The following is a 22674-nucleotide window of genomic DNA, read 5'->3' as shown; positions in this document are numbered from 1 at the left end:
TGAAAAATCGCAGGGAACGCGGGGTGATTGAGGACACAACAATTAGCTCCTGGTTTGAACGTGGGCGAGCGGGTGCTCCGACCCGGACGTGTGTTGTGCACCTCGGGAAAGGCGTTTGGCCTGGTACATGGCCGCGTCGGCGGCATTGAGCAACGCGCCCGGTGTGGCGCCATGATCCGGGTACACGGCAATGCCGATACTGAGTGAGGTCAGGACCTGAGTATGACCCGGTAACGGGATGGGCACTTCCATGCTGGCGAGGATCTTGTCGGCAATCCGCTCAGCGTCTTCGGTTTTGTGCAGCGGCGTCAGCAACACCGCAAACTCGTCACCGCCCAGACGCGCCACCAGATCCTCTTCGCGCAACTGCGCCCGAACCCTGCTGGCGACTGCGACCAACACGGCATCGCCCGCGGCATGACCGAAGCCATCGTTGATCTCCTTGAAACGGTCGCTGTCGAGAAACAGTACGGCCACGCGCTCATTGAGTTTGTGGGCATTGCGCAGCGCGCGAATCAGACGGCCTTCGAAAAACGCCCGGTTCGGCAACCCGGTGAGGCTGTCGTGACTGGCCTGATGCGCCAGGGTTTCATTTTCGCTTTGCAGGTGGGTCTGCCAGGACTCGAGTTCATCGAGCAAGGCATTGAAGTCGTTGCCCAGGTTGTCGAGTTCGGCGATGTCGGCGGGTGGCACACGGCGGTCGAAGGCTCGATCGCTACGGGCGGCGTGGGCAACGGTGGCGAGGCTGCGCAGTGGACCCGTTATGCCGCGAAGTTGTCGACGCGCCAGATAGAGGGCGACCCAGGCGCTGATGGCTGTGCACAGGACGATTCCCACCAAACCGCTGAGAAGGAAGCGCAGTAGGCTGCCGCCATGACCGGTGAGCTGGATGCTGCCGATTTCCCGACCTTGATGAACGATCGGCATGTCGATGGGTTTTTCGAGGAAAGCCTTGGCAATCTGCATTTCGAGCTCGGAGAACAGCCCGGTTTCCGGTCGCTGCCAACGTGCGAGCAACGTGCCTTTTTGGTCCAGCACCTGAGCGTCGGCGACTTCTTCAGTGGAGGCGATCAATGCCAGCGCTTCCTTGGCCGCCGCTTTGTCATTGAACACCACTGCGGCTTCCACCGTGTAATTGATCGAACGCGCAATCAGGTGCAGGTTGTGGTCGGCATACACCCGCAAGGCCAACACACCCAGCAGTGTCAGCGAGACGCTGGCCATGGCCACGCCCACCAGGGCAACGATCAAGTGCCCGCGGCCAATGACCGAACGCAAGGTGGGGCGACTACCTGGTTTGAATAGCCTCATGGCGCCGCCGACTTGCGGCGCGACAGTTGCAGCACGCTGGGGTGAATGCGCACACCACTGCGGGCGACGGAGTCGAGGTTGACCTCGAAGGACACCTGATCATCAGTGACCCTGAGGCAAAACAGGCTGCCGACGGTGCATTGATCGTCGCTTTCGCTGATGCTCAGCACCGGACGTCCTGTCAACGAAGAGAAGAGTTGGCTGCGCTCGTCACCGGTCAACTTGCCGATGTACACCGCATCGCACTCACTGACAATCGACGGGTTGTCGGCCAACAGCCGGCGCACGGTGACGGGCCGGCCGGTGGCCTGGGTCGTGCCCTTGACCAGGTCGTCGGTGTATTCGGTGGGGCCGACCACGCAGAGGCGCAGCTGTGCAGGCTCAACAGGCCAGCGCGCGTAACTGAGAATCCCGAGGACAACCTGCGTGACCGATTTGGCGCGTTGGTCGGCCATGCTCATCGGGGTTTCCGATTGAGCGAACACAACACCGCTCAGCAAGTAGAGAAACCCCGCGAGCAGCACTTGCTTGCGGCCAACGACGCGCCCTGTCATCCAGACAGCCACCTTCATGCAGGGATTCTCTTCGATGTTACGAAATGATGCCGCAACGATAGCATAGGGTTGAAACCCCAGCGAGGCGACGCACTACGGCACTTCGGACAGTTTTCGTCATCCAGCGGCCCCCTTTCAATGGCTCGAATCGATCCCATCTTCCAACTCCAGCATCAGCCCGCTCAAGCGCTTGACCTTGCGTCGTACGGCCTCCTCAAACACCCCGGCACGAGGTTCGATCAGGGTGAACCAGTTTTTGGCCCGGGTGATCCCGGTATAGATCAGTTCCTTGGTCAGTACCGGGTTCAAGGCATCCGGCAGAATCAACGCCGTATGGGCAAACTCCGAGCCCTGGGATTTGTGTACGGTCATGGCGTAAACCGTTTCGACATCGTTGAGCCGACTCGGAAGAACGAATCGCACGCCCCCCGGGCCATCATTACGCGGAAACGCGACACGCAGGACGTGTTTGCCTGACTCGAGTCCATCACGTTCCGGCAGTTTGAGCGCAATGCCGATGTCGCCGTTCATCAACCCCAGGCCATAGTCGTTGCGCGTCATCAAAACGGGCCGACCTTCGTACCACTGCTGGTCGCTGTCGATCAGTCGAGCCTTGAGCAGGGCGGCAGTCACACGCTGATTCAAACCCTCCACGCCCCACGGCCCTTTGCGTACGGCGCACAACAACTGGAAGGCGTCGAAGGCTTGCAACACCTGACGTGCCCAATCGGTCCAGCATGGATCATCGAGTTGGCTGTCGAGCGCTGGCCGTTGGCTGCGAAGAAGATTCAAGTAGTGGCGATAACCTTGCGGTCCGTCGCCATGGCCTTCGAGCAGCAAGCGCTCCAGCGCCCGGTCTTGCTCACCTTTGAGGGGCAAGGAAAACACATCGTCATGACTTTGAGCCGCCAGCAACGTGCGCGCATCTTCCGGTTGTTGCTGGTTGACCCAACGCGCCAACTGGCCGATGCCGCTGCCCTCACCGAACCGGCGCGAGTGGCGCAACATCACCACTTGCTGGGCCAAAGGGTGAGTTCCGTCAGCGTCTTCCTGCAAACCGCTGGCGTCCAGATTTTCACCACTGACCGTTTCCAGCCACTGGCGAGTTTGCGAGCTGTACCAACCAGCCTCGGCGTCGCGGCATAGATCTCCCAGCACAGCGCCGGCCTCCACCGATGCCAGTTGATCTTTGTCGCCGAGCAGCACCAACCGGGCATGAGCGGGCATCGCGTCGAGCAGGTTGGCCATCATTTCCAGGTCGATCATCGAGGCTTCGTCCACCACCAGTACATCCAGCGGCAAGCGATTGCCGGCATGGTGACGGAAGTGCCGGGTGCCAGGCCGACTGCCAAGCAAGCGGTGCACGGTGGTCACGTCAGACGGAATCTTTTCTCTAACGGTTTGCGCGACGTCCAGCGTCCGGACTTGCTGGCTGATGGACTCCGTCAGCCGTGCCGCCGCTTTGCCGGTGGGTGCGGCCAGACGGATGCGCAATGGTTTACCAGCCTCCACTGCGGGAGCCTGAAGCAACGCCAACAACCTCACGACCGTGGTGGTTTTGCCGGTCCCCGGGCCGCCGGTGACAATACTGAAAGGACTACGAGTCGCCAGAGCACAGGCGAGTTTCTGCCAGTCGATCACTTCCCCGGATTTGGCTGGACCGAACAAACCTGTCAGGCGTTGAGGTAAATCATTCGGCGTTGTTTCATGCTCAGCCAGGCGCAGGCGCAGGGCGTTGTCGATGCGTCTTTCGTAAACCCAGTAGCGACGCAGGTACAGGCGCTTGCCCGACAAAACCAAGGGCCGGGATTGCGCCGCCTCACGACCATCGACGGCCAGCGCCACCAGACGGCTGGACGCCAGAACCTTGCACCAATGGGCGCCGTCCAGCGCTTCAAGCAGTTGCGAGGGCAACAACATCGCGCCACTTTGCAGATCGCCTTCCGGTGGCAGCGACAGGGCGAAATCCGGCTCTTTGAGCGTCTCGAACAGATCCAGGCAGACATGGCCGTGACCCAGTTGGTGACTGGTCAATGCGGCAGCGAGCAACACCAGCGGATCATCGTCGGGGGCAAGCTCGTGGAGGAAGGCCACAAAGGCCTTGTCCAGCGCCCGCAGCCAGCCGCGTTCAACCCAGCGCGACAGCAACAGCAACAAATCATCGGCGCGACTCAGGGGCGCGAGATCCGCCAGGCTTTCGGCTGCCAATGGCGTGGGCAGTAAATCGGCGAAGGTGCGACTCATAGCAGTACTCCCTGTTCCCAGGCGGGTTCGGCCTTCGGTTCTGCTTTGCCCTGAAACAGACGATCCAGACGCTCGATCAGCTCTCTGGGCGGACGGGCGAAACACACGCCCTGGGTGGATGCCCGCGTACCGCGCAGGAACAGATACAGCGCGCCACCGACATGCCGGTCGTAATCGTAGTCGACAAGCCGCGCCTTGAGCTGGCGATGCAGAGCCAGCAGGTACAACACGTATTGCAGGTCGTAGCGATTGTCGAGGATCGACTGTTCCATGGCCTGTTCGGTGTAGGCCGCGTCATCGGGGCCGAGCCAATTGGATTTGTAGTCGGCGACGTAATATCGGCCATCGTGCTCGAACGTCAGGTCGATAAAACCTTTGAACATGCCGTTGAGCAAAACCGGTTCGGCGGCCACCCGCGCGACGCCGTTGTGCGTGTATTGGCGCACCAGTTCATCCAGCTTGAGCACGTCGACTTTGTGACTGGCGAACCAGAATTCCATCTCGACACGGTATTGGGTGAGCTGCTCGAACACGACCGGAGCCTGGCTTCCGCCGAGGTGCAACGGAGATTTGAGCAAGTGTTGCAGCCAATCGCTCAGGGTGGTGATCCAGCCTTCCCAGCCACGGCGATTGCAGCGACGGGCAATGGCGTCTTCAACGACTTGTGGTGCGGCAGTGAAACCTTCATCACCGGCCCATTCCAGCAAACCATGGAGAAAGGTGCCAGGGTTTGGGCCGCGGGGGAATCGATGGATATCAGCACCGCCGGCGACCACTTCTCGCGGTGCGTCCGGATCGAGGCGTTCGTCATCGAAGAGCTTTTGCGCTTGCGGGTTCTCCGGCGCTTCGTCACTGCCCACGCTCAAACTGTCGCCGATGCGCAAAGCGCTGTACGAGGCAATCCACCAGTTTTCGCTGGCCTTGCGTTTGGGTATCAGCGGCGCGAGCAACGTCGCGTCATTGCGGGGAGGATGGTAATGCTCGGCCGTTGCTGGCGGCATGTCTCCGTACAGAAGTGCCGGGCAGTCCAGTTGAAGGTCTTCGAGCCAGCGTTTCAAACCTGCGGACTCGGCCAGTGGAACTCCACCACCCAGCAAGTAACCCAAGGCAGAAAGGTGCAGCACCGAGCTGTTGTTATTGCCGCGCTTGAGATCGGTCACACCGAGCCAGCAGGCATGTTGCGCCCGGGTCAGGGCGACATAGAGCAGACGCAAATCCTCGGCTAGACGCTCATCATCGGCCAGGGCGATCAACTCGGCAGTCGGCTTCAAAGTCACCTGGGCCTTGCCGTTTGCATCGTGGTAATGCAGCGGCAAACGGCTGCCATCCACGGGTTTTGCCGAGCAGATAAACGGCAGAAACACCAAGGGATACTCAAGGCCCTTGGATTTATGAATGGTCACGACCTTGACCAACTGCTCGTCGCTTTCCAGACGCAGGATTTGTTCTTCGCCGGCCTGACCGGACAAAGCCAGATGCTCGGACAGATGACGAATCAGCGCCTGCTCGCCATCGAGTTCGGCAGCGGCCTGTTGCAACAGTTCGGAGAGGTGCAACAAGTTAGTCAGTACCCGTTCGCCATCGCTGCGCGCGATCAACGACCGAGGGAGCTGGAAGTCATGCAGCAAGCGCCGCAACATGGGCAGCACGCCTTGCTTGCGCCACAACTCGCGATAACCGCGGAACTGCATGACCCGCGCTTCCCAAGCCAGTTCATCCTGATTCAGCCGCTCCAGTTCCGCCAGGGACAGGTTGAGCGTGATGCAGGCCAACGCGGCTCGCAGTGGCCGCTCGACATCCGGCTCGGCGCAGGCTTTGAGCCAGGCCAGCAGGTCGTGGGCCTCTTGAGCGGCGAATACCGAATCTTTGTCCGACAGATAAACGCTGCGCACACCGCGGGCAGACAATTCGCCGCGCACGGCCTGGGCCTCTTTGCCGTCGCGGACCAGGATCGCGATGTCGGCTGGCAGCAGGCCCCTGAATACCTTGTCCTTCTCTATGAACCCAGCCCGGCCTAGTTGGCCACCATTGAGTAATGCGGTGATTTCACTGGCGCAGGCGGCGGCGAGTTTTTGTCGGTATTCCACGCCGGACAGTGGCTGATCGGCGGACAGGTGCCAGATGTTCAGAGCTGGCACAAGCTGGCCGTCGATGTGCAGAACTTCTTTGCGCCCTTGGGATTCGACGGGCAGAAACGGCACCGGGTTGTCGCCGTTCTTTTCACGAAACAGGAACGCGCCGCGCCCCAGCTCACGAGACTCGGCGCGCTCGAACACATGATTCACCGCATTGACCATGCCATGGCTGGAGCGGAAGTTTGTACCGAGGGTATGCAGACGGCCGACGGTGGCCTGGCGGGCGCGCAGGTAGGTATAGATGTCAGCACCGCGGAACGCGTAGATCGCTTGCTTGGGGTCGCCGATCAGAAACAGGCCGCATTCGGGGTTGTTGTCTTCGATGCGATAGATGCTTTCGAAAATCCGATACTGCACCGGGTCGGTGTCCTGGAACTCATCAATGAGCGCCACCGGAAACTGTTCGCGAATCAGGTTCGCCAGGCGTTCACCGCCATCGGATTGCAAAGCGGCGTCGAGGCGAATCAGCATGTCATCGAAGCCCATCTCCGCGCGGCGTCGTTTTTCTTCCTCGAACCGTGCTCCGACCCACTGAGCAGCATGTTGCAGAACGGCGGCGTCGGGGGTTGGCAAGCCGTCAAGACTGGCCTTGAGCCCGGGCATGGCGTCCAGCCCCGGATGACGGGGTGCGTCGCCCTTCCAGGCTTCGGCCATGCCGTCAGGCGTCAGGCGAGTGAAGCCAGTGCCAATATCCAATTGCTCGAGGGACTCATCTTCGGCCCAGGCTTTCAACTTTTCGAACCAGGGTTCGAAATAACGTGCCTGCATCTTTCGGCCGTCGACGCTCTTGCTCGCAACACCTTGGTGGCAGATGGCGAGCAACTCATCTGCCCACTGGCGCCATGGCATCTTGAGTTCAAGCAAAGCTAATCGTCGTTCCTGCAAGCACTCGGTGATCAGCTCGGCAGGTGCCTTGCCTTCAACGCTGTCACGCTCGCTGGCGAACAAGCTGCGTACGCGCGGCAACAGCGCTGCCGGCCCCCCCCAATTACCCCGCACCCAGTTCAGTGCATCACCCTGCATCGGGTAGCAGAACAGCCGCCAGTAATCACGCAAGACTTCGCCCAGCAAATCGCTGTGATCGGTTTCCAGGGTCTGGGTAAACAGGCTGCCACTGTCGAAGGCGTGCTCGCGCAACATGCGCTGGCACCAACTGTGGATGGTCGAGACGGCGGCTTCATCCATCCACTGCGCGGCGATGTCCAGACGGTTTGCGCAGCCAGACCACTGTTCGGGCAGGTACTCATCACGCAGTTCAGCGATGAGGCTATCGGGAGCCTGGGTCTCATCACGAAAGTATCGGGCCGCTTCGGCAAGACGGGTGCGAATACGTTCACGCAGCTCTTTGGTTGCGGCATCGGTGAACGTCACAACGAGGATTTGCGGCGGCAACAGTTCACGCCCAAAACCAGTCGATTCGCCGCCGTGGCCGAGGACCAGACGCAGGTAAAGTGCAGAAATGGTGAAGGTCTTGCCGGTACCGGCGCTCGCTTCGATCAGTTGGCTGCCGCTCAGGGGGAACGCCAGGGCCAGCGGTGTTTTCGTGGTCATGAGCGCGCCTCCTCGCTGGTCAATGAACGCCAGGGGGCTTCGAGCATCGGTTTGTACAAAGCGTTGCACCAATCGGGGAAGGTCTCGTCAGCGGTCAGAGCGTCGTAATCGGCGAACTGTCGGGCGAGTGCAGGGCTTTCGCGGCGCTCGCCGCCGGTGGTTTGACCGTCGCCTTCATAGGCCTTGCGCGCGGCGGCGTCGGCTTTGAGCGGGTCAGTTTGAGAGAGCCACGCGAAGGCTGTTTTCACCGCGATCGGAAGGGGTTGGCGCATGCCTGTTTGCCATGCTTGCAACAGGTTACTGAGGGCATGACGTGCAGCGTCCTCCTCCAACGGGGCGAGTAGAAGAGTGTCATCACTGGCCACTAACGCGGTGGTCATCGACATGCCGCTGGCGCAAGCGACCAAATGATTGACCCACGGTCGCGTCAGTCGATGCCACTTGCGGGTCTTGATCGAACCGATGCTGTTGGGAATCGTGGTGACCGACAGCAGGCCGCCATCCGCACGTTGATGCAGACCACTGAGCCAGCCTTCAAGGCGCAGGCCTTCCAGCTCCAGGTTGACTGGCAACGCACTGGTGAGCGGTGTCGGCCACAACGCCAAGAGCTGTTGGTAACGCTGCAACAGATCCGGCAATGGCTCGATCAACTCTCGCTGCAGACATTCGCCGAAACCGGCCATGGGCAAGAGACCACTGTTCTGCAGACGCTTTGCCTGGGCCTCAAGCGCATGATCGGCGCGATCCAGTTGTCCGAGCGCCGCTTGGAGCAGACTGTCACTGAGGCTATAGCGTTGGAGAGCGTCAAGTACAAAGGGCTCTTCATCCGCCAGAGGTGCTTCAGCCGCTTCGAAGAACACCTTGAGTCGCTGACTGAAAAAATGTCGCACGGGATTGCGCAGGAAGTCCTGCAGTTGACCGAGACTTAGCGGCTCTTCTTGAACATAGGCGTCAAGGGCCTTGATTTCCGTTGCCTGTTCACCGGTCTGATGAAGCACCTGCCACTCGCTGGCATAGCTGAACAGGGCGTCGCCTTCATGAAAATAGCGGGCGCTGAAGGGTTGCAGCGGGTGTTCCTGAGTCATGGACTCAAGCAGCTTTTCACTGTCGGACTGTAATCGCCAGCCGCCGGCGAGGTGATCGCGCAGTTGGCCAATCAATACCGAAGCCGGGCGTTCACTGTTGTCCCGAATGCTGCGGCCGACCCAGCTGATATAGAGTTGATCACGTGCCGACAACAGGGCTTCCAACAAGAGATAGCGGTCATCTTCGCGCCGGGAACGGTCACCCGGGCGGTAGTCGCTGCCCATGAGATCGAAGTCCAGCGGCGGTTGCGCTCTAGGGTAATCGCCGTCATTCATCCCAAGCAGGCAGACCAGTTTGAACGGGATCGCTCGCATCGGCATCAAGGTACAGAAGTTGACCGCCCCGGCCAGGAAACGCTGGGACAGGCGGCCTTGGTCTAGGCCTGCCAGCCAGGCTTCACGGACCACGGTCAACGGCAGTTCATCATGCAAGCCCACTGACTCGCAGGTCTCCAGCCAGGTTTCTCGCAGCTCTTCGAGTTGGGCCAGCAAGTAGTCGTCATGCTCATTGCTGGCCTGGAAAAACAGTAGCACCAACGCTTGCAACCGAGCGCCCCATTGCGTGGGCGGTGCGGGGCGAGTCAGTTCCTGATGGGCAATCTCCAGCGCGTCCAGCAGTGCGAGCAAAGGTCCGATCAGCGCAGCGTCCAGGCCGCCAATTTCGTCGTAAGGCTCAATGCCTTCGCAGGCAGTGGCGCTGCCGACGGCATAACCGAGCAGCATCCGGCGCAGGCCGAAACGCCAACTGTTTTGCTCCAGTTCTTGTGGCAAGCCCAGACCTGCACGCTGCTCGGCATTCATTCCCCAGCGAATACCGGCGCCTTCGATCCAGCGGTGCAGGGTCGGCAGGTCACGCTCCTCTACACCGAAGCGAGCGCGCAGTGAAGGTACGTCCAGCAAATCGAGGATCTCGCTGACGGGGAAGCGGCTGTCGGGCAGTTTGAGTAGATGCTCGACAGCAATCAGCAATGGATCGCGACCGCGCTGGCCTTGGTCCGCCAGTGTGAAGGGAATGAAGCGCGGATCGAAGCGATCAAGTTGACCGAATACTGCACGGATGTGCGGTGCGTAGCTGTCGATGTCCGGGACCATCACGATCACGTCGCGAGGTTTCAGGTCTGGATCAGCACTGAAGCGTGCGAGCAACTGATCGTGGAGGATCTCCACTTCGCGCTGGGCGCTATGGGCGATGTGGAAACGAATGGATTCGTCTTGGTTAAGATCGATAGCCGGCCAACGCTCGCGAGTCTCGTTGAGGGGGCGTAGCTCAAGGATGTCGTCCTGCAACTGGTTGAGCATGCTCCTTGGCTGGCTATCGCTGAACAAGTCGATGCGCCCATCACGGAATGCCGAACGGTAGCTGTTGGGATCGTCGTAGCTGTCGAGCAGATTGATGTAGTCCCGCCCCTGCTTACCCCATGCCGCCAATAGCGGGTGAGCATGTTGGTGAAGGGTTTGCGGATCGAGCACGACAGGCATGCCGTTCTTGCGAGCCTGGCGTTTGTATTGATGTCGTAACAGGTCTTTATCGGCGACGATGTCTGCCCAATGGTGGCGACATGGGTTGTGCACGCAAAGCAGAACCTGGCTGAATCGGGCCAGTCCGGCGAGTGCTTCCAGCGCTTGCGCCGGGAGAGAGGAGATGCCGAAAACGATCACCCGGGAAGGTAATCCAACGGGCGCCACGTCGAGGCTGTTGATACGTTCGATGAACCGCTGATGAACACCGGCGCGGCTTTGCGCCATGCCTTGCTCACCCACATCCAGCAACAGAGCCCGCCACAACTCTGCTTGCCAACAGTTGGCCGGAGTGAGGGGTTTGGCCTCGCCTCTGCCGTTTCGCAATTGATGACGACCTTCTGCCCAGTCTTCGAGCCAATCGGCCCGGTACACCTGGTATTGGTCGAACAGATCCGCCAGCCGCTCAGACAACTGGTAACGCTTGCGCAGATCGGTGTCATTGGTCAGGAAGCGTTGCAGCGGTTCGAAATGCGGTTGATTGATCAATTGTGGAAGCAGACGCATCAGGCGCCAGGTCAGTGGAGCCTTATCGAGCAGGGATTTGACCGGAATTTCATCACGCCCCAAAACCATGCGATAGAGCTGCCACATGAAGCTGCCCGGAAGTTGAACGTCGATCGCTGCCGCAATTCCGCAGCCGCCCATGTCGTCTTCTTCAGGGTCGTCAGCCAGAGCCAGCTTCAGCCACTGGGCGATGCCGTTGCTCTGTACCAGGGCGATTTCATTTTCCAAGGGAGCCAGCGGGTAGCGCCGCATCCAGCTGACCACCAGGCTGCGCAGCTCGTCCAGGCGGTTACCGTGAACAACCATAAAACCAGCACTGAGGGACGTCGCGTCCGGCATAAAGGCTTCCTTGGGAAAATACAAAATCTAGGGCCGAACCTTAGCATTGTCGGGAGACTGTGACAGCCGGGAGCCGTCCGATGTTGCTGTACGAACTTTCCTGCGGGCAAAACAAAACCCCAACTGCTTTCGCAATTGGGGTTTCGGAATTTAATCTTGACGATGACCTACTCTCACATGGGGAAACCCCACACTACCATCGGCGATGCATCGTTTCACTGCTGAGTTCGGGATGGGATCAGGTGGTTCCAATGCTCTATGGTCGTCAAGAAATTCGGTAGCCAGGTCGTGGGCCCTTGCGGGTTCACGCTCCAGCGAATGGGTATGTGACAGCTTGGTGTTTTGTGAGTATCTCGAACTTTCGGTTCGTTTCGTCTTCACACACCGCAATCTGGTGCTCTTTCGCCTTTGGGCTCGAAGCAAGCAAATTGCTTGGGTGTTATATGGTCAAGCCTCACGGGCAATTAGTATTGGTTAGCTCAACGCCTCACAGCGCTTACACACCCAACCTATCAACGTCGTAGTCTTCGACGGCCCTTCAGGGGACTCAAGGTCCCAGTGAGATCTCATCTTGAGGCTAGTTTCCCGCTTAGATGCTTTCAGCGGTTATCTATTCCGAACATAGCTACCCGGCAATGCCACTGGCGTGACAACCGGAACACCAGAGGTTCGTCCACTCCGGTCCTCTCGTACTAGGAGCAGCCCCTCTCAAATCTCAAACGTCCACGGCAGATAGGGACCGAACTGTCTCACGACGTTCTAAACCCAGCTCGCGTACCACTTTAAATGGCGAACAGCCATACCCTTGGGACCGGCTTCAGCCCCAGGATGTGATGAGCCGACATCGAGGTGCCAAACACCGCCGTCGATATGAACTCTTGGGCGGTATCAGCCTGTTATCCCCGGAGTACCTTTTATCCGTTGAGCGATGGCCCTTCCATACAGAACCACCGGATCACTAAGACCTACTTTCGTACCTGCTCGACGTGTCTGTCTCGCAGTCAAGCGCGCTTTTGCCTTTATACTCTACGACCGATTTCCGACCGGTCTGAGCGCACCTTCGTACTCCTCCGTTACTCTTTAGGAGGAGACCGCCCCAGTCAAACTACCCACCATACACTGTCCTCGATCCGGATAACGGACCTGAGTTAGAACCTCAAAGTTGCCAGGGTGGTATTTCAAGGTTGGCTCCACGCGAACTGGCGTCCACGCTTCAAAGCCTCCCACCTATCCTACACAAGCAAATTCAAAGTCCAGTGCAAAGCTATAGTAAAGGTTCACGGGGTCTTTCCGTCTAGCCGCGGATACACTGCATCTTCACAGCGATTTCAATTTCACTGAGTCTCGGGTGGAGACAGCGCCGCCATCGTTACGCCATTCGTGCAGGTCGGAACTTACCCGACAAGGAATTTCGCTACCTTAGGACCGTTATAGTTACGGCCGCCGTTTACCGGGGCTTCGATCAAGAGCTTCGCGTTAGCTAACCCCATCAATTAACCTTCCGGCACCGGGCAGGCGTCACACCCTATACGTCCACTTTCGTGTTTGCAGAGTGCTGTGTTTTTAATAAACAGTCGCAGCGGCCTGGTATCTTCGACCGGCATGGGCTTACGCAGTAAATGCTTCACCCTCACCGGCGCACCTTCTCCCGAAGTTACGGTGCCATTTTGCCTAGTTCCTTCACCCGAGTTCTCTCAAGCGCCTTGGTATTCTCTACCCAACCACCTGTGTCGGTTTGGGGTACGGTTCCTGGTTACCTGAAGCTTAGAAGCTTTTCTTGGAAGCATGGCATCAACCACTTCGTGTTCTAAAAGAACACTCGTCATCAGCTCTCGGCCTTAGAATCCCGGATTTACCTAAGATTCCAGCCTACCACCTTAAACTTGGACAACCAACGCCAAGCTGGCCTAGCCTTCTCCGTCCCTCCATCGCAATAACCAGAAGTACAGGAATATTAACCTGTTTTCCATCGACTACGCTTTTCAGCCTCGCCTTAGGGACCGACTAACCCTGCGTCGATTAACGTTGCGCAGGAAACCTTGGTCTTTCGGCGTGGGTGTTTTTCACACCCATTGTCGTTACTCATGTCAGCATTCGCACTTCTGATACCTCCAGCAAGCTTCTCAACTCACCTTCACAGGCTTACAGAACGCTCCTCTACCGCATCACCTAAGTGATACCCGTAGCTTCGGTGTATGGTTTGAGCCCCGTTACATCTTCCGCGCAGGCCGACTCGACTAGTGAGCTATTACGCTTTCTTTAAAGGGTGGCTGCTTCTAAGCCAACCTCCTAGCTGTCTAAGCCTTCCCACATCGTTTCCCACTTAACCATAACTTTGGGACCTTAGCTGACGGTCTGGGTTGTTTCCCTTTTCACGACGGACGTTAGCACCCGCCGTGTGTCTCCCATGCTCGGCACTTGTAGGTATTCGGAGTTTGCATCGGTTTGGTAAGTCGGGATGACCCCCTAGCCGAAACAGTGCTCTACCCCCTACAGTGATACATGAGGCGCTACCTAAATAGCTTTCGAGGAGAACCAGCTATCTCCGAGCTTGATTAGCCTTTCACTCCGATCCACAGGTCATCCGCTAACTTTTCAACGGTAGTCGGTTCGGTCCTCCAGTTAGTGTTACCCAACCTTCAACCTGCCCATGGATAGATCGCCCGGTTTCGGGTCTATTCCCAGCGACTAGACGCCCTATTAAGACTCGCTTTCGCTACGCCTCCCCTATTCGGTTAAGCTCGCCACTGAAAATAAGTCGCTGACCCATTATACAAAAGGTACGCAGTCACCCAACAAAGTGGGCTCCCACTGCTTGTACGCATACGGTTTCAGGATCTATTTCACTCCCCTCTCCGGGGTTCTTTTCGCCTTTCCCTCACGGTACTAGTTCACTATCGGTCAGTCAGTAGTATTTAGCCTTGGAGGATGGTCCCCCCATATTCAGACAAAGTTTCTCGTGCTCCGTCCTACTCGATTTCATGACTAAGAGATTTTCGCGTACAGGGCTATCACCCACTATGGCCGCACTTTCCAGAGCGTTCCGCTAATCTCAAAGCCACTTAAGGGCTAGTCCCCGTTCGCTCGCCACTACTAAGGGAATCTCGGTTGATTTCTTTTCCTCAGGGTACTTAGATGTTTCAGTTCCCCTGGTTCGCCTCTTAAGCCTATGTATTCAGCTTAAGATAACCATCTTATGATGGCTGGGTTCCCCCATTCAGACATCTCCGGATCAAAGTCTGTTTGCCGACTCCCCGAAGCTTTTCGCAGGCTACCACGTCTTTCATCGCCTCTGACTGCCAAGGCATCCACCGTATGCGCTTCTTCACTTGACCATATAACCCCAAGCAATCTGGTTATACTGTGAAGACGACATTCGCCGAAAATTCGATAATACTCAATTAAGAGCAACTCACAAATTTTACCTTAGCCTGATCCGTTACCAGTGAAAGTAACGTTCAGTCTATCTTTCTATCACATACCCAAATTTTTAAAGAACGATCTAATCCAAAGACTAGAAATCAACATTCACCATCATCACAATGGAATGCTCATTTCTAAGCTTTCAACAAACAGAAGCAGTAGTGGTGGAGCCAAACGGGATCGAACCGTTGACCTCCTGCGTGCAAGGCAGGCGCTCTCCCAGCTGAGCTATGGCCCCGTATTTCTACAGGTTCCCACACAAAATTGGTGGGTCTGGGCAGATTCGAACTGCCGACCTCACCCTTATCAGGGGTGCGCTCTAACCAACTGAGCTACAGACCCAATTTCGGGCTGCTTCTTTATCGTCTTCTTCAATGAATCAAGCAATTCGTGTGGGAACTTATGGAGCAGCTGATGTCGTCGATTAAGGAGGTGATCCAGCCGCAGGTTCCCCTACGGCTACCTTGTTACGACTTCACCCCAGTCATGAATCACACCGTGGTAACCGTCCTCCCGAAGGTTAGACTAGCTACTTCTGGTGCAACCCACTCCCATGGTGTGACGGGCGGTGTGTACAAGGCCCGGGAACGTATTCACCGCGACATTCTGATTCGCGATTACTAGCGATTCCGACTTCACGCAGTCGAGTTGCAGACTGCGATCCGGACTACGATCGGTTTTCTGGGATTAGCTCCACCTCGCGGCTTGGCAACCCTCTGTACCGACCATTGTAGCACGTGTGTAGCCCAGGCCGTAAGGGCCATGATGACTTGACGTCATCCCCACCTTCCTCCGGTTTGTCACCGGCAGTCTCCTTAGAGTGCCCACCATTACGTGCTGGTAACTAAGGACAAGGGTTGCGCTCGTTACGGGACTTAACCCAACATCTCACGACACGAGCTGACGACAGCCATGCAGCACCTGTCTCAATGTTCCCGAAGGCACCAATCCATCTCTGGAAAGTTCATTGGATGTCAAGGCCTGGTAAGGTTCTTCGCGTTGCTTCGAATTAAACCACATGCTCCACCGCTTGTGCGGGCCCCCGTCAATTCATTTGAGTTTTAACCTTGCGGCCGTACTCCCCAGGCGGTCAACTTAATGCGTTAGCTGCGCCACTAAGAGCTCAAGGCTCCCAACGGCTAGTTGACATCGTTTACGGCGTGGACTACCAGGGTATCTAATCCTGTTTGCTCCCCACGCTTTCGCACCTCAGTGTCAGTATCAGTCCAGGTGGTCGCCTTCGCCACTGGTGTTCCTTCCTATATCTACGCATTTCACCGCTACACAGGAAATTCCACCACCCTCTACCATACTCTAGCTTGTCAGTTTTGAATGCAGTTCCCAGGTTGAGCCCGGGGATTTCACATCCAACTTAACAAACCACCTACGCGCGCTTTACGCCCAGTAATTCCGATTAACGCTTGCACCCTCTGTATTACCGCGGCTGCTGGCACAGAGTTAGCCGGTGCTTATTCTGTCGGTAACGTCAAAACACTTACGTATTAGGTAAATGCCCTTCCTCCCAACTTAAAGTGCTTTACAATCCGAAGACCTTCTTCACACACGCGGCATGGCTGGATCAGGCTTTCGCCCATTGTCCAATATTCCCCACTGCTGCCTCCCGTAGGAGTCTGGACCGTGTCTCAGTTCCAGTGTGACTGATCATCCTCTCAGACCAGTTACGGATCGTCGCCTTGGTGAGCCATTACCTCACCAACTAGCTAATCCGACCTAGGCTCATCTGATAGCGCAAGGCCCGAAGGTCCCCTGCTTTCTCCCGTAGGACGTATGCGGTATTAGCGTCCGTTTCCGAGCGTTATCCCCCACTACCAGGCAGATTCCTAGGCATTACTCACCCGTCCGCCGCTCGCCACCAGGTACAAGTACCCGTGCTGCCGCTCGACTTGCATGTGTTAGGCCTGCCGCCAGCGTTCAATCTGAGCCATGATCAAACTCTTCAGTTCAAACATCTTTGGGTTTTTAAGAAACCCTAAACTTGGCTCAGCAATCGTTGGTTACATCTTTGATTTCTCGCGGAGTAACTTGTGATGCTGATAATCTTGTTGACTATCAGTCTGACTCCACAAGCACCCACACGAATTGCTTGATTCAGTTGTTAAAGAGCGGTTGGTTAAGATCTTTCGTCTCAACCGAGGCGCGCATTCTACAGCAGCCTCTGTTGCTGTCAAGCGGTTATTTTCAGAAGTTTTCAAAGTTTCCTTTGCAACTTCAACCACTTGCGCTTCCGATCTCTCGTTAGCGGGAGGCGAATTCTACAGCGTTACTCGCTGCTGTCAACACCTCTTTTTCTCCGCTTTCGACCGAGAAGATCGAACCGTCAATCAAGCCAAACAAACCCGCTTGATCAACTCCTTCTGGGCTTCGATGACCTGAAGCAACTCACTGTCGAAAACTGCGTAACTCTTTGTTTACCAAGAAGTTTTCCGTTTCGACTGCGCCGGAAGTGGGGCGAATTATAGACTTCCAGAATCTGCCGTCAACTCCTATTTTCACATTTCTGTCATATAGGTCAAAAAAGCCCGAAAACGCGAAGGCCGAGCCCCAAAGGGCTCGCCTTCTGCCCTTCTACTTACAAGCTAGGGAATGCGAATTGCGACGCTTCATGGCTCGCACGCTGTGGCCAGCGCTGGGTAATGGCCTTGCGACGGGTGTAGAAACGCACACCATCCGGACCATAAGCATGCAGATCACCAAACAGCGAACGCTTCCAGCCACCAAAGCTGTGATAAGCCACTGGCACCGGCAACGGCACGTTCACGCCGACCATGCCGACTTCGATCTCGTCACAGAACAACCGGGCCGCTTCCCCATCACGGGTGAAGATGCAGGTGCCGTTGCCATATTCGTGATCGTTGATCAGCTGCATCGCCTCTTCCAGGCTGTTGACCCGGACGACACACAGCACTGGCCCAAAGATCTCTTCTTTATAGATGCGCATCTCTGGCGTGACGTTATCGAACAGGCAGCCACCCAGGAAGAAGCCTTCCTCATGACCGGCGACGCTCAAACCACGGCCATCAACCACCAACGACGCACCCGAAGAAACGCCGTCTTCTATATAGCCACTGACTTTGTCGCGAGCCTGACCGGAAACCAAAGGCCCCATGTCCAACCCACAAGAAGTCCCTGCACCGATTTTCAGCGCCTTGATTTGCGGTACCAACTTGGCGACCAACGCATCCGCCACCTGGTCGCCCACGCACACGGCCACCGAGATCGCCATGCAACGCTCACCGCAAGAACCGTATGCAGCGCCCATCAGCGCGCTGACCGCGTTATCCAGATCCGCATCCGGCATCAGCACCGCATGGTTCTTCGCGCCGCCCAGTGCCTGGACGCGTTTGCCGCGCTTGGTACCTTCGGCATAAATGTATTCAGCAATCGGCGTCGAACCCACGAAGCTCAGCGCCTTGACTTCCGGTGCTTCGATCAGCGCGTCCACTGCCGCCTTGTCGCCATGCACGACACTCAGCACACCTTTCGGCAGACCGGCTTCCAGCAACAGTTGAGCGATCAGCAACGTCGAGCTTGGATCACGCTCGGACGGTTTGAGGATGAAGCAGTTGCCGCAGACGATCGCCAGCGGATACATCCACAGCGGCACCATCGCCGGGAAGTTGAACGGCGTGATACCCGCCACCACGCCCAGCGGCTGGAAGTCCGACCAGGCATCAATGTTCGGGCCGACGTTACGGCTGTACTCGCCCTTGAGGATTTCCGGTGCGGCGCAAGCGAACTCGACGTTCTCGATACCGCGCTTCAGTTCACCGGCAGCATCTTCCAGGGTCTTGCCATGTTCTTCACTGATCAACTGAGCAATACGCGCCTCGTTCTGCTCCAGCAGTTGCTTGAAGCGAAACATCACCTGGGCACGTTTGGCCGGCGGCGTGTTACGCCACGCCGGGAACGCAGCCTTGGCCGAGTCGATGGCTTTCTGAATGGTTTCGCGGCTGGCCAACGGCAGCTTGTGGATGGCCTGACCGGTGGACGGGTTGAACACGTCGGCCGTGCGACCGTCTTCGGTCACTAGTTCGCCATTGATCAAATGCGGGATAAGGCTCATGCGGGGCTCCTGAAAAGTTGTCCACGAGACGCCCTTCGAAGAGCGCCTCTATATAGAAAGGAATATCAGTCGATTTTGTTCAGCACTTCGCCGACCGCGTCGAACAGGCGATCAAGGTCTTGCGGCTTGCTGTTGAAGGTCGGGCCGAACTGCAGGGTGTCGCCGCCAAAGCGCACGTAGAACCCGGCTTTCCACAACGCCATGCCGGCTTCGAACGGACGCACAATGGCGTCGCCGTCACGCGGTGCGATCTGGATCGCGCCAGCCAGACCGTAGTTGCGGATGTCGATAATATTTTTCGAGCCCTTCAGGCCATGCAGCGCATTTTCGAAATGCGGCGCGACTTCGGCCACGCTCTGCACCAGGTTTTCCTTTTGCAGCAGGTCGAGTGCCGCCAGGCCAGCGGCGCAAGCCACCGGGTGCGCGGAGTAGGTGTAACCGTGCGGGAATTCCACCGCGTATTCCGGCGTCGCCTGGTTCATGAAGGTCTGGTAGATCTCGGAGCTGGCAATCACCGCGCCCATCGGAATCGCGCCGTTGGTGACTTGCTTGGCGATGCACATCAGGTCCGGGGTCACGCCGAAGCTGTCGGCACCGAACATCGAGCCGGTACGGCCGAAACCGGTGATCACTTCGTCGAACACCAACAGGATGTTGTGCTGATCGCAGATTTCTCGCAGACGCTTCAGGTAACCCTGCGGCGGAACGAGCACGCCAGCGGAACCGGCCATTGGCTCGACGAATACAGCGGCGATGTTTGAAGCGTCATGCAGTTCGATCAGCTTCAGCAGTTCATCCGCCAGCGCGATACCGCCCTCTGCCGGCATCCCACGGGAGTAGGCATTGCTCGCCAGCAAGGTGTGCGGCAGGTGATCGACGTCCATCATCGCCTGACCGAACATTTTCCGGTTGCCGTTCACACCGCCGAGGCTGGTGCCGGCGATGTTCACACCGTGGTAGCCACGGGCACGGCCGATCATCTTGGTTTTGGTCGCCTGGCCTTTCAGGCGCCAGTAAGCGCGGACCATCTTCACCGCAGTGTCGGCGCACTCGGAACCCGAATCGGTGAAGAACACGTGGTTCAGATTGCCTGGGGTCAGGTCAGTGATTTTCTCGGCCAGTTGAAACGACAACGGGTGACCGTACTGGAAGCCCGGCGAGTAATCGAGGGTGCCCAATTGCTTGGCGACGGCTTCCTGGATTTCCTTGCGAGTGTGCCCGGCGCCGCAGGTCCACAGACCCGAGAGCGAATCGTAGACCTTGCGTCCTTTGTCGTCCGTCAGCCAACTGCCTTGGGCCGCCACGATCAGTCGCGGATCGCGCTGGAAATTGCGGTTGGCGGTGTAGGGCATCCAGTGGGCATCGAGCTTGAGCTGGCTGGCCAAAGGAGACTGGGCGTTTTCGGGCAAGTTCATGGGCAAAACCTCGCAGGGCAATAAGCGGCATAGAGATCAAAAGCGTTCTTGCAGCTAAATTGCCACGGGGATAAAGTCGGTGAAATCCAACTCTTCTAACGTTCAGTCTGCCAAACACTAAACTTTGAGCATTTGCGCATGAGCACTCGTCGTCCCGATCCACTGGCACAAGTCAGCGACTTTGATATCCGCCTGCTGCGGATTTTCCGCAGCGTGGTGGAATGCGGCGGCTTCTCCGCGGCGGAATCGGTCCTGGGGATCGGCCGCTCAGCCATCAGCCAGCAGATGAGCGATCTGGAACAACGCCTCGGCCTGCGGTTATGCCAACGCGGTCGCGCCGGATTTTCCCTGACGGAAGAAGGACGTGAGGTTTACCACTCGGCGTTACAGCTATTAAGTGCACTGGAAAGCTTTCGCACCGAGGTCAACGGCCTGCACCAGCATTTGCGCGGCGAGCTGACCATCGGCCTGACCGACAACCTCGTCACCCTGCCCCACATGCGCATCACTCATGCGCTCGCGCAATTGAAGGAACGCGGGCCGGACGTGCAGATTCAGATCCGCATGATCGCGCCCAACGAAGTGGAACAAGGCGTGCTCGACGGTCGCTTGCACGTCGGCGTGGTGCCGCAGGCCAGCGCACTGTCGGGGCTGGAATATCAGCCGCTCTACAGCGAACGTTCGCTGCTGTATTGCGCGGTCGGCCATCCGTTGTTTTATGTCGATGACAAGCAACTGGACGACGAACGCCTCAACAGCCAGGACGCCATTGCGCCGACCTTCCGTTTGCCCGCGGAAATCCAGGCGCATTACCAGGCGCTCAATTGCACCGCCAGTGCCTCGGACCGCGAAGGCATGGCGTTTCTGATCCTCACCGGGCGCTACATCGGCTACTTGCCGGACCACTACGCCAGCCTTTGGGTGCAGCAAGGTCGATTGCGTGCGCTGAAACCCAAGGCGCGCTTTTATGACCTGAGCCTCGCATCGGTCACGCGCAAGGGCCGTCGCCCGCATTTGGTGCTGGAAAGTTTTCTGGAGAGTCTGGCGGCGACACGCTAGGTTTTATCGTGTCGGGACTTGTCTGATGCCTGTGGGTGCGCTATCAACGCATTGCTTGCACCCACCTATCCTGTTCGGAAGTGCCTATGACCTTTGAAGTCCCCGCTCACGGCGGCAAACCTGCCAGCCGCATTCGTCAGAAGAACGAAGAGACCATCATCAAAGCCGCCGAAGACGAGTTCGCCCGTCACGGATTCAAAGGCACCAGCATGAACACCATCGCCCTGAATGCGGGGTTGCCCAAGGCCAACCTGCATTATTACTTCACCAACAAACTCGGTTTGTACGTGGCGGTGTTGAGCAACATCCTCCAGTTGTGGGACAGCACCTTCAACACCCTGACCGCCGAGGATGATCCGGCCGAAGCGCTGACGCGTTACATCCGCGCCAAAATGGAATTCTCTCGTCGCCAGCCGCAAGCCTCGCGAATCTTCGCCATGGAAGTGATCAGTGGTGGAGAATGCCTGACCGAGTATTTCAACCAGGACTATCGCGCCTGGTTCCAGGGCCGTGCGGCCGTGTTCCAGGCCTGGATCGACGCCGGCAAGATGGACCCGGTCGACCCGGTGAACCTGATTTTCCTGCTGTGGGGCAGCACCCAGCACTACGCCGATTTCGCCACGCAGATCTGCCGTGTCAGCGGCCGCACCAAGCTGACCAAGCAAGACATGGAAGACGCCGGCAACAACCTGATCCGCATCATCCTCAAGGGCTGCGGCCTCACGCCAGCTATCTAAGACTCTTATGCCTTTTACCCTCAGCGGTTTTTGCGAATACCGCGAAGAGATTCGCAAAAGCCGCTTCATTACTTTCGCCGCGCCGATTTCCAGCCCCGCTGACGCCCAGGCGTTCATCGATCAGCACAGCGACCTGAACGCCTCGCACAACTGCTGGGCCTGGAAGCTCGGCGATCAATACCGCAGCAATGACGATGGTGAACCGGGCGGCACCGCTGGGCGGCCGATTCTGGCGGCCATCGAAGCGCAGGATTGCGATCAGGTCGCGGTATTGGTGATTCGTTGGTACGGCGGCATTCAACTGGGCACCGGCGGCCTCGCCCGGGCCTACGGCGGCGGCGCGAACAAGTGCCTGCAAGGCGCGGCGAAAGTCGAGCTGATCAGCCGTGTGCCGGTGAGCTGTGCCTGTGCGTTTGGCGAGTTGGCGCTGGTGAAACTGCGCGTCGCGGAAGTGGGCGGTTTGGTGGTGGAAGAAACCTTCACCGCCAATGGCGTGGAGTTGCAATTGGCGATCGGCAAAGAGCAGATCACGACCTTGCAAACGCAGCTGGCCGACCGGAGTCGCGGGCGCATTGTGTTGCAGCACTGATCGCACCAACAACGCTCACTGCCCTTTAGTCGAGCCTGTTCACTTGCCCACATCTGCTGTGCACCCGGCTGTGGATAACCTGCGCATATCCAGCTGTAACCCTTCTGTCATGCGGCTTTGCGG

The 22674-nt window shown here is 57.8% G+C and carries 10 protein-coding genes, 2 tRNA genes and 3 rRNA genes; 3 read left to right on the top strand and 12 right to left on the bottom strand.

The window, feature by feature from the left end:
- Nucleotides 1-42 precede the first annotated feature (42 nt).
- The 12 genes from DJ564_RS04530 to DJ564_RS04470 all read right to left on the bottom strand — a co-directional run bounded on the left by DJ564_RS04530 (nt 43) and on the right by DJ564_RS04470 (nt 20166).
- On the bottom strand, nt 43-1311 hold the full coding sequence (locus tag DJ564_RS04530; protein WP_109627837.1) for a diguanylate cyclase domain-containing protein: 1269 nt from the start codon (nt 1309-1311) through the stop codon (nt 43-45).
- Nucleotides 1308-1883: a YfiR family protein gene (locus tag DJ564_RS04525; protein WP_109627836.1), complete on the bottom strand. Its 576-nt coding sequence runs from the start codon at nt 1881-1883 to the stop codon at nt 1308-1310. Before DJ564_RS04525 ends, DJ564_RS04530 begins: the two co-directional genes overlap by 4 nt.
- A gap of 117 nt (nt 1884-2000) precedes the next feature.
- Nucleotides 2001-4109: an exodeoxyribonuclease V subunit alpha gene (gene recD / locus DJ564_RS04520; RefSeq protein WP_109627835.1), complete on the bottom strand. Its 2109-nt coding sequence runs from the start codon at nt 4107-4109 to the stop codon at nt 2001-2003.
- A complete protein-coding gene (gene recB / locus DJ564_RS04515) occupies nt 4106-7795 on the bottom strand; it encodes an exodeoxyribonuclease V subunit beta (RefSeq protein ID WP_109627834.1) in 3690 nt (1229 codons plus the stop codon). Before recB ends, recD begins: the two co-directional genes overlap by 4 nt.
- The gene (gene recC, locus DJ564_RS04510; protein WP_109627833.1) at nt 7792-11244 is read right to left on the bottom strand and encodes an exodeoxyribonuclease V subunit gamma; all 3453 of its coding nucleotides are present in this window, start codon (nt 11242-11244) and stop codon (nt 7792-7794) included. Before recC ends, recB begins: the two co-directional genes overlap by 4 nt.
- Before the next feature lie 154 nt (nt 11245-11398).
- Nucleotides 11399-11514 (bottom strand): 5S ribosomal RNA (gene rrf, locus DJ564_RS04505).
- 173 nt (nt 11515-11687) lie between these two features.
- A 23S ribosomal RNA gene (locus tag DJ564_RS04500) occupies nt 11688-14579 on the bottom strand.
- Between the two features lie 250 nt (nt 14580-14829).
- Nucleotides 14830-14905: transfer RNA gene (locus tag DJ564_RS04495), tRNA-Ala, on the bottom strand.
- Between the two features lie 27 nt (nt 14906-14932).
- Nucleotides 14933-15009: transfer RNA gene (locus DJ564_RS04490), tRNA-Ile, on the bottom strand.
- An 83-nt stretch (nt 15010-15092) separates the two neighbouring features.
- Nucleotides 15093-16631 (bottom strand): 16S ribosomal RNA (locus tag DJ564_RS04485).
- The 16S, 23S and 5S rRNA genes sit together here with 2 tRNA genes alongside, the layout of an rRNA operon.
- A 626-nt stretch (nt 16632-17257) precedes the next feature.
- Nucleotides 17258-18751 carry a CoA-acylating methylmalonate-semialdehyde dehydrogenase gene (locus DJ564_RS04475; RefSeq protein WP_109627832.1) on the bottom strand — a complete coding sequence of 498 codons (1494 nt, stop codon included), beginning with the start codon at nt 18749-18751 and terminating at the stop codon, nt 17258-17260.
- 65 nt (nt 18752-18816) lie between these two features.
- Nucleotides 18817-20166, bottom strand: a complete 1350-nt coding sequence (locus DJ564_RS04470) for an aspartate aminotransferase family protein (protein WP_109627831.1) — start codon at nt 20164-20166, stop codon at nt 18817-18819.
- A 138-nt stretch (nt 20167-20304) separates the two neighbouring features.
- Between DJ564_RS04470 and DJ564_RS04465 the strand changes: the two genes are divergently transcribed.
- The 3 genes from DJ564_RS04465 to DJ564_RS04455 all read left to right on the top strand — a co-directional run bounded on the left by DJ564_RS04465 (nt 20305) and on the right by DJ564_RS04455 (nt 22551).
- Nucleotides 20305-21225: a LysR family transcriptional regulator gene (locus tag DJ564_RS04465; protein ID WP_109627830.1), complete on the top strand. Its 921-nt coding sequence runs from the start codon at nt 20305-20307 to the stop codon at nt 21223-21225.
- A gap of 86 nt (nt 21226-21311) precedes the next feature.
- A complete protein-coding gene (locus DJ564_RS04460) occupies nt 21312-21962 on the top strand; it encodes a TetR/AcrR family transcriptional regulator (protein WP_109627829.1) in 651 nt (216 codons plus the stop codon).
- 7 nt (nt 21963-21969) lie between these two features.
- Nucleotides 21970-22551: a YigZ family protein gene (locus tag DJ564_RS04455; RefSeq protein ID WP_109627828.1), complete on the top strand. Its 582-nt coding sequence runs from the start codon at nt 21970-21972 to the stop codon at nt 22549-22551.
- Nucleotides 22552-22674: the final 123 nt, after the last annotated feature.

The sequence above is a fragment of the Pseudomonas sp. 31-12 genome (genome assembly GCF_003151075.1).
GTDB lineage: Bacteria > Pseudomonadota > Gammaproteobacteria > Pseudomonadales > Pseudomonadaceae > Aquipseudomonas.
This window is presented reverse-complemented; position numbering and strand designations above follow the sequence as displayed.

Excerpts from the sequence above, each read along its gene's own strand:
- DJ564_RS04530 (WP_109627837.1), bottom strand. The coding sequence starts at position 1,311 with ATGAGGCTATTCAAACCAGGTAGTCGCCCCACCTTGCGTTCGGTCATT.
- DJ564_RS04525 (WP_109627836.1), bottom strand. The coding sequence starts at position 1,883 with ATGAAGGTGGCTGTCTGGATGACAGGGCGCGTCGTTGGCCGCAAGCAA.
- recD (WP_109627835.1), bottom strand. The coding sequence starts at position 4,109 with ATGAGTCGCACCTTCGCCGATTTACTGCCCACGCCATTGGCAGCCGAA.
- recB (WP_109627834.1), bottom strand. The coding sequence starts at position 7,795 with ATGACCACGAAAACACCGCTGGCCCTGGCGTTCCCCCTGAGCGGCAGC.
- recC (WP_109627833.1), bottom strand. The coding sequence starts at position 11,244 with ATGCCGGACGCGACGTCCCTCAGTGCTGGTTTTATGGTTGTTCACGGT.
- DJ564_RS04475 (WP_109627832.1), bottom strand. The coding sequence starts at position 18,751 with ATGAGCCTTATCCCGCATTTGATCAATGGCGAACTAGTGACCGAAGAC.
- DJ564_RS04470 (WP_109627831.1), bottom strand. The coding sequence starts at position 20,166 with ATGAACTTGCCCGAAAACGCCCAGTCTCCTTTGGCCAGCCAGCTCAAG.
- DJ564_RS04465 (WP_109627830.1), top strand. The coding sequence starts at position 20,305 with ATGAGCACTCGTCGTCCCGATCCACTGGCACAAGTCAGCGACTTTGAT.
- DJ564_RS04460 (WP_109627829.1), top strand. The coding sequence starts at position 21,312 with ATGACCTTTGAAGTCCCCGCTCACGGCGGCAAACCTGCCAGCCGCATT.
- DJ564_RS04455 (WP_109627828.1), top strand. The coding sequence starts at position 21,970 with ATGCCTTTTACCCTCAGCGGTTTTTGCGAATACCGCGAAGAGATTCGC.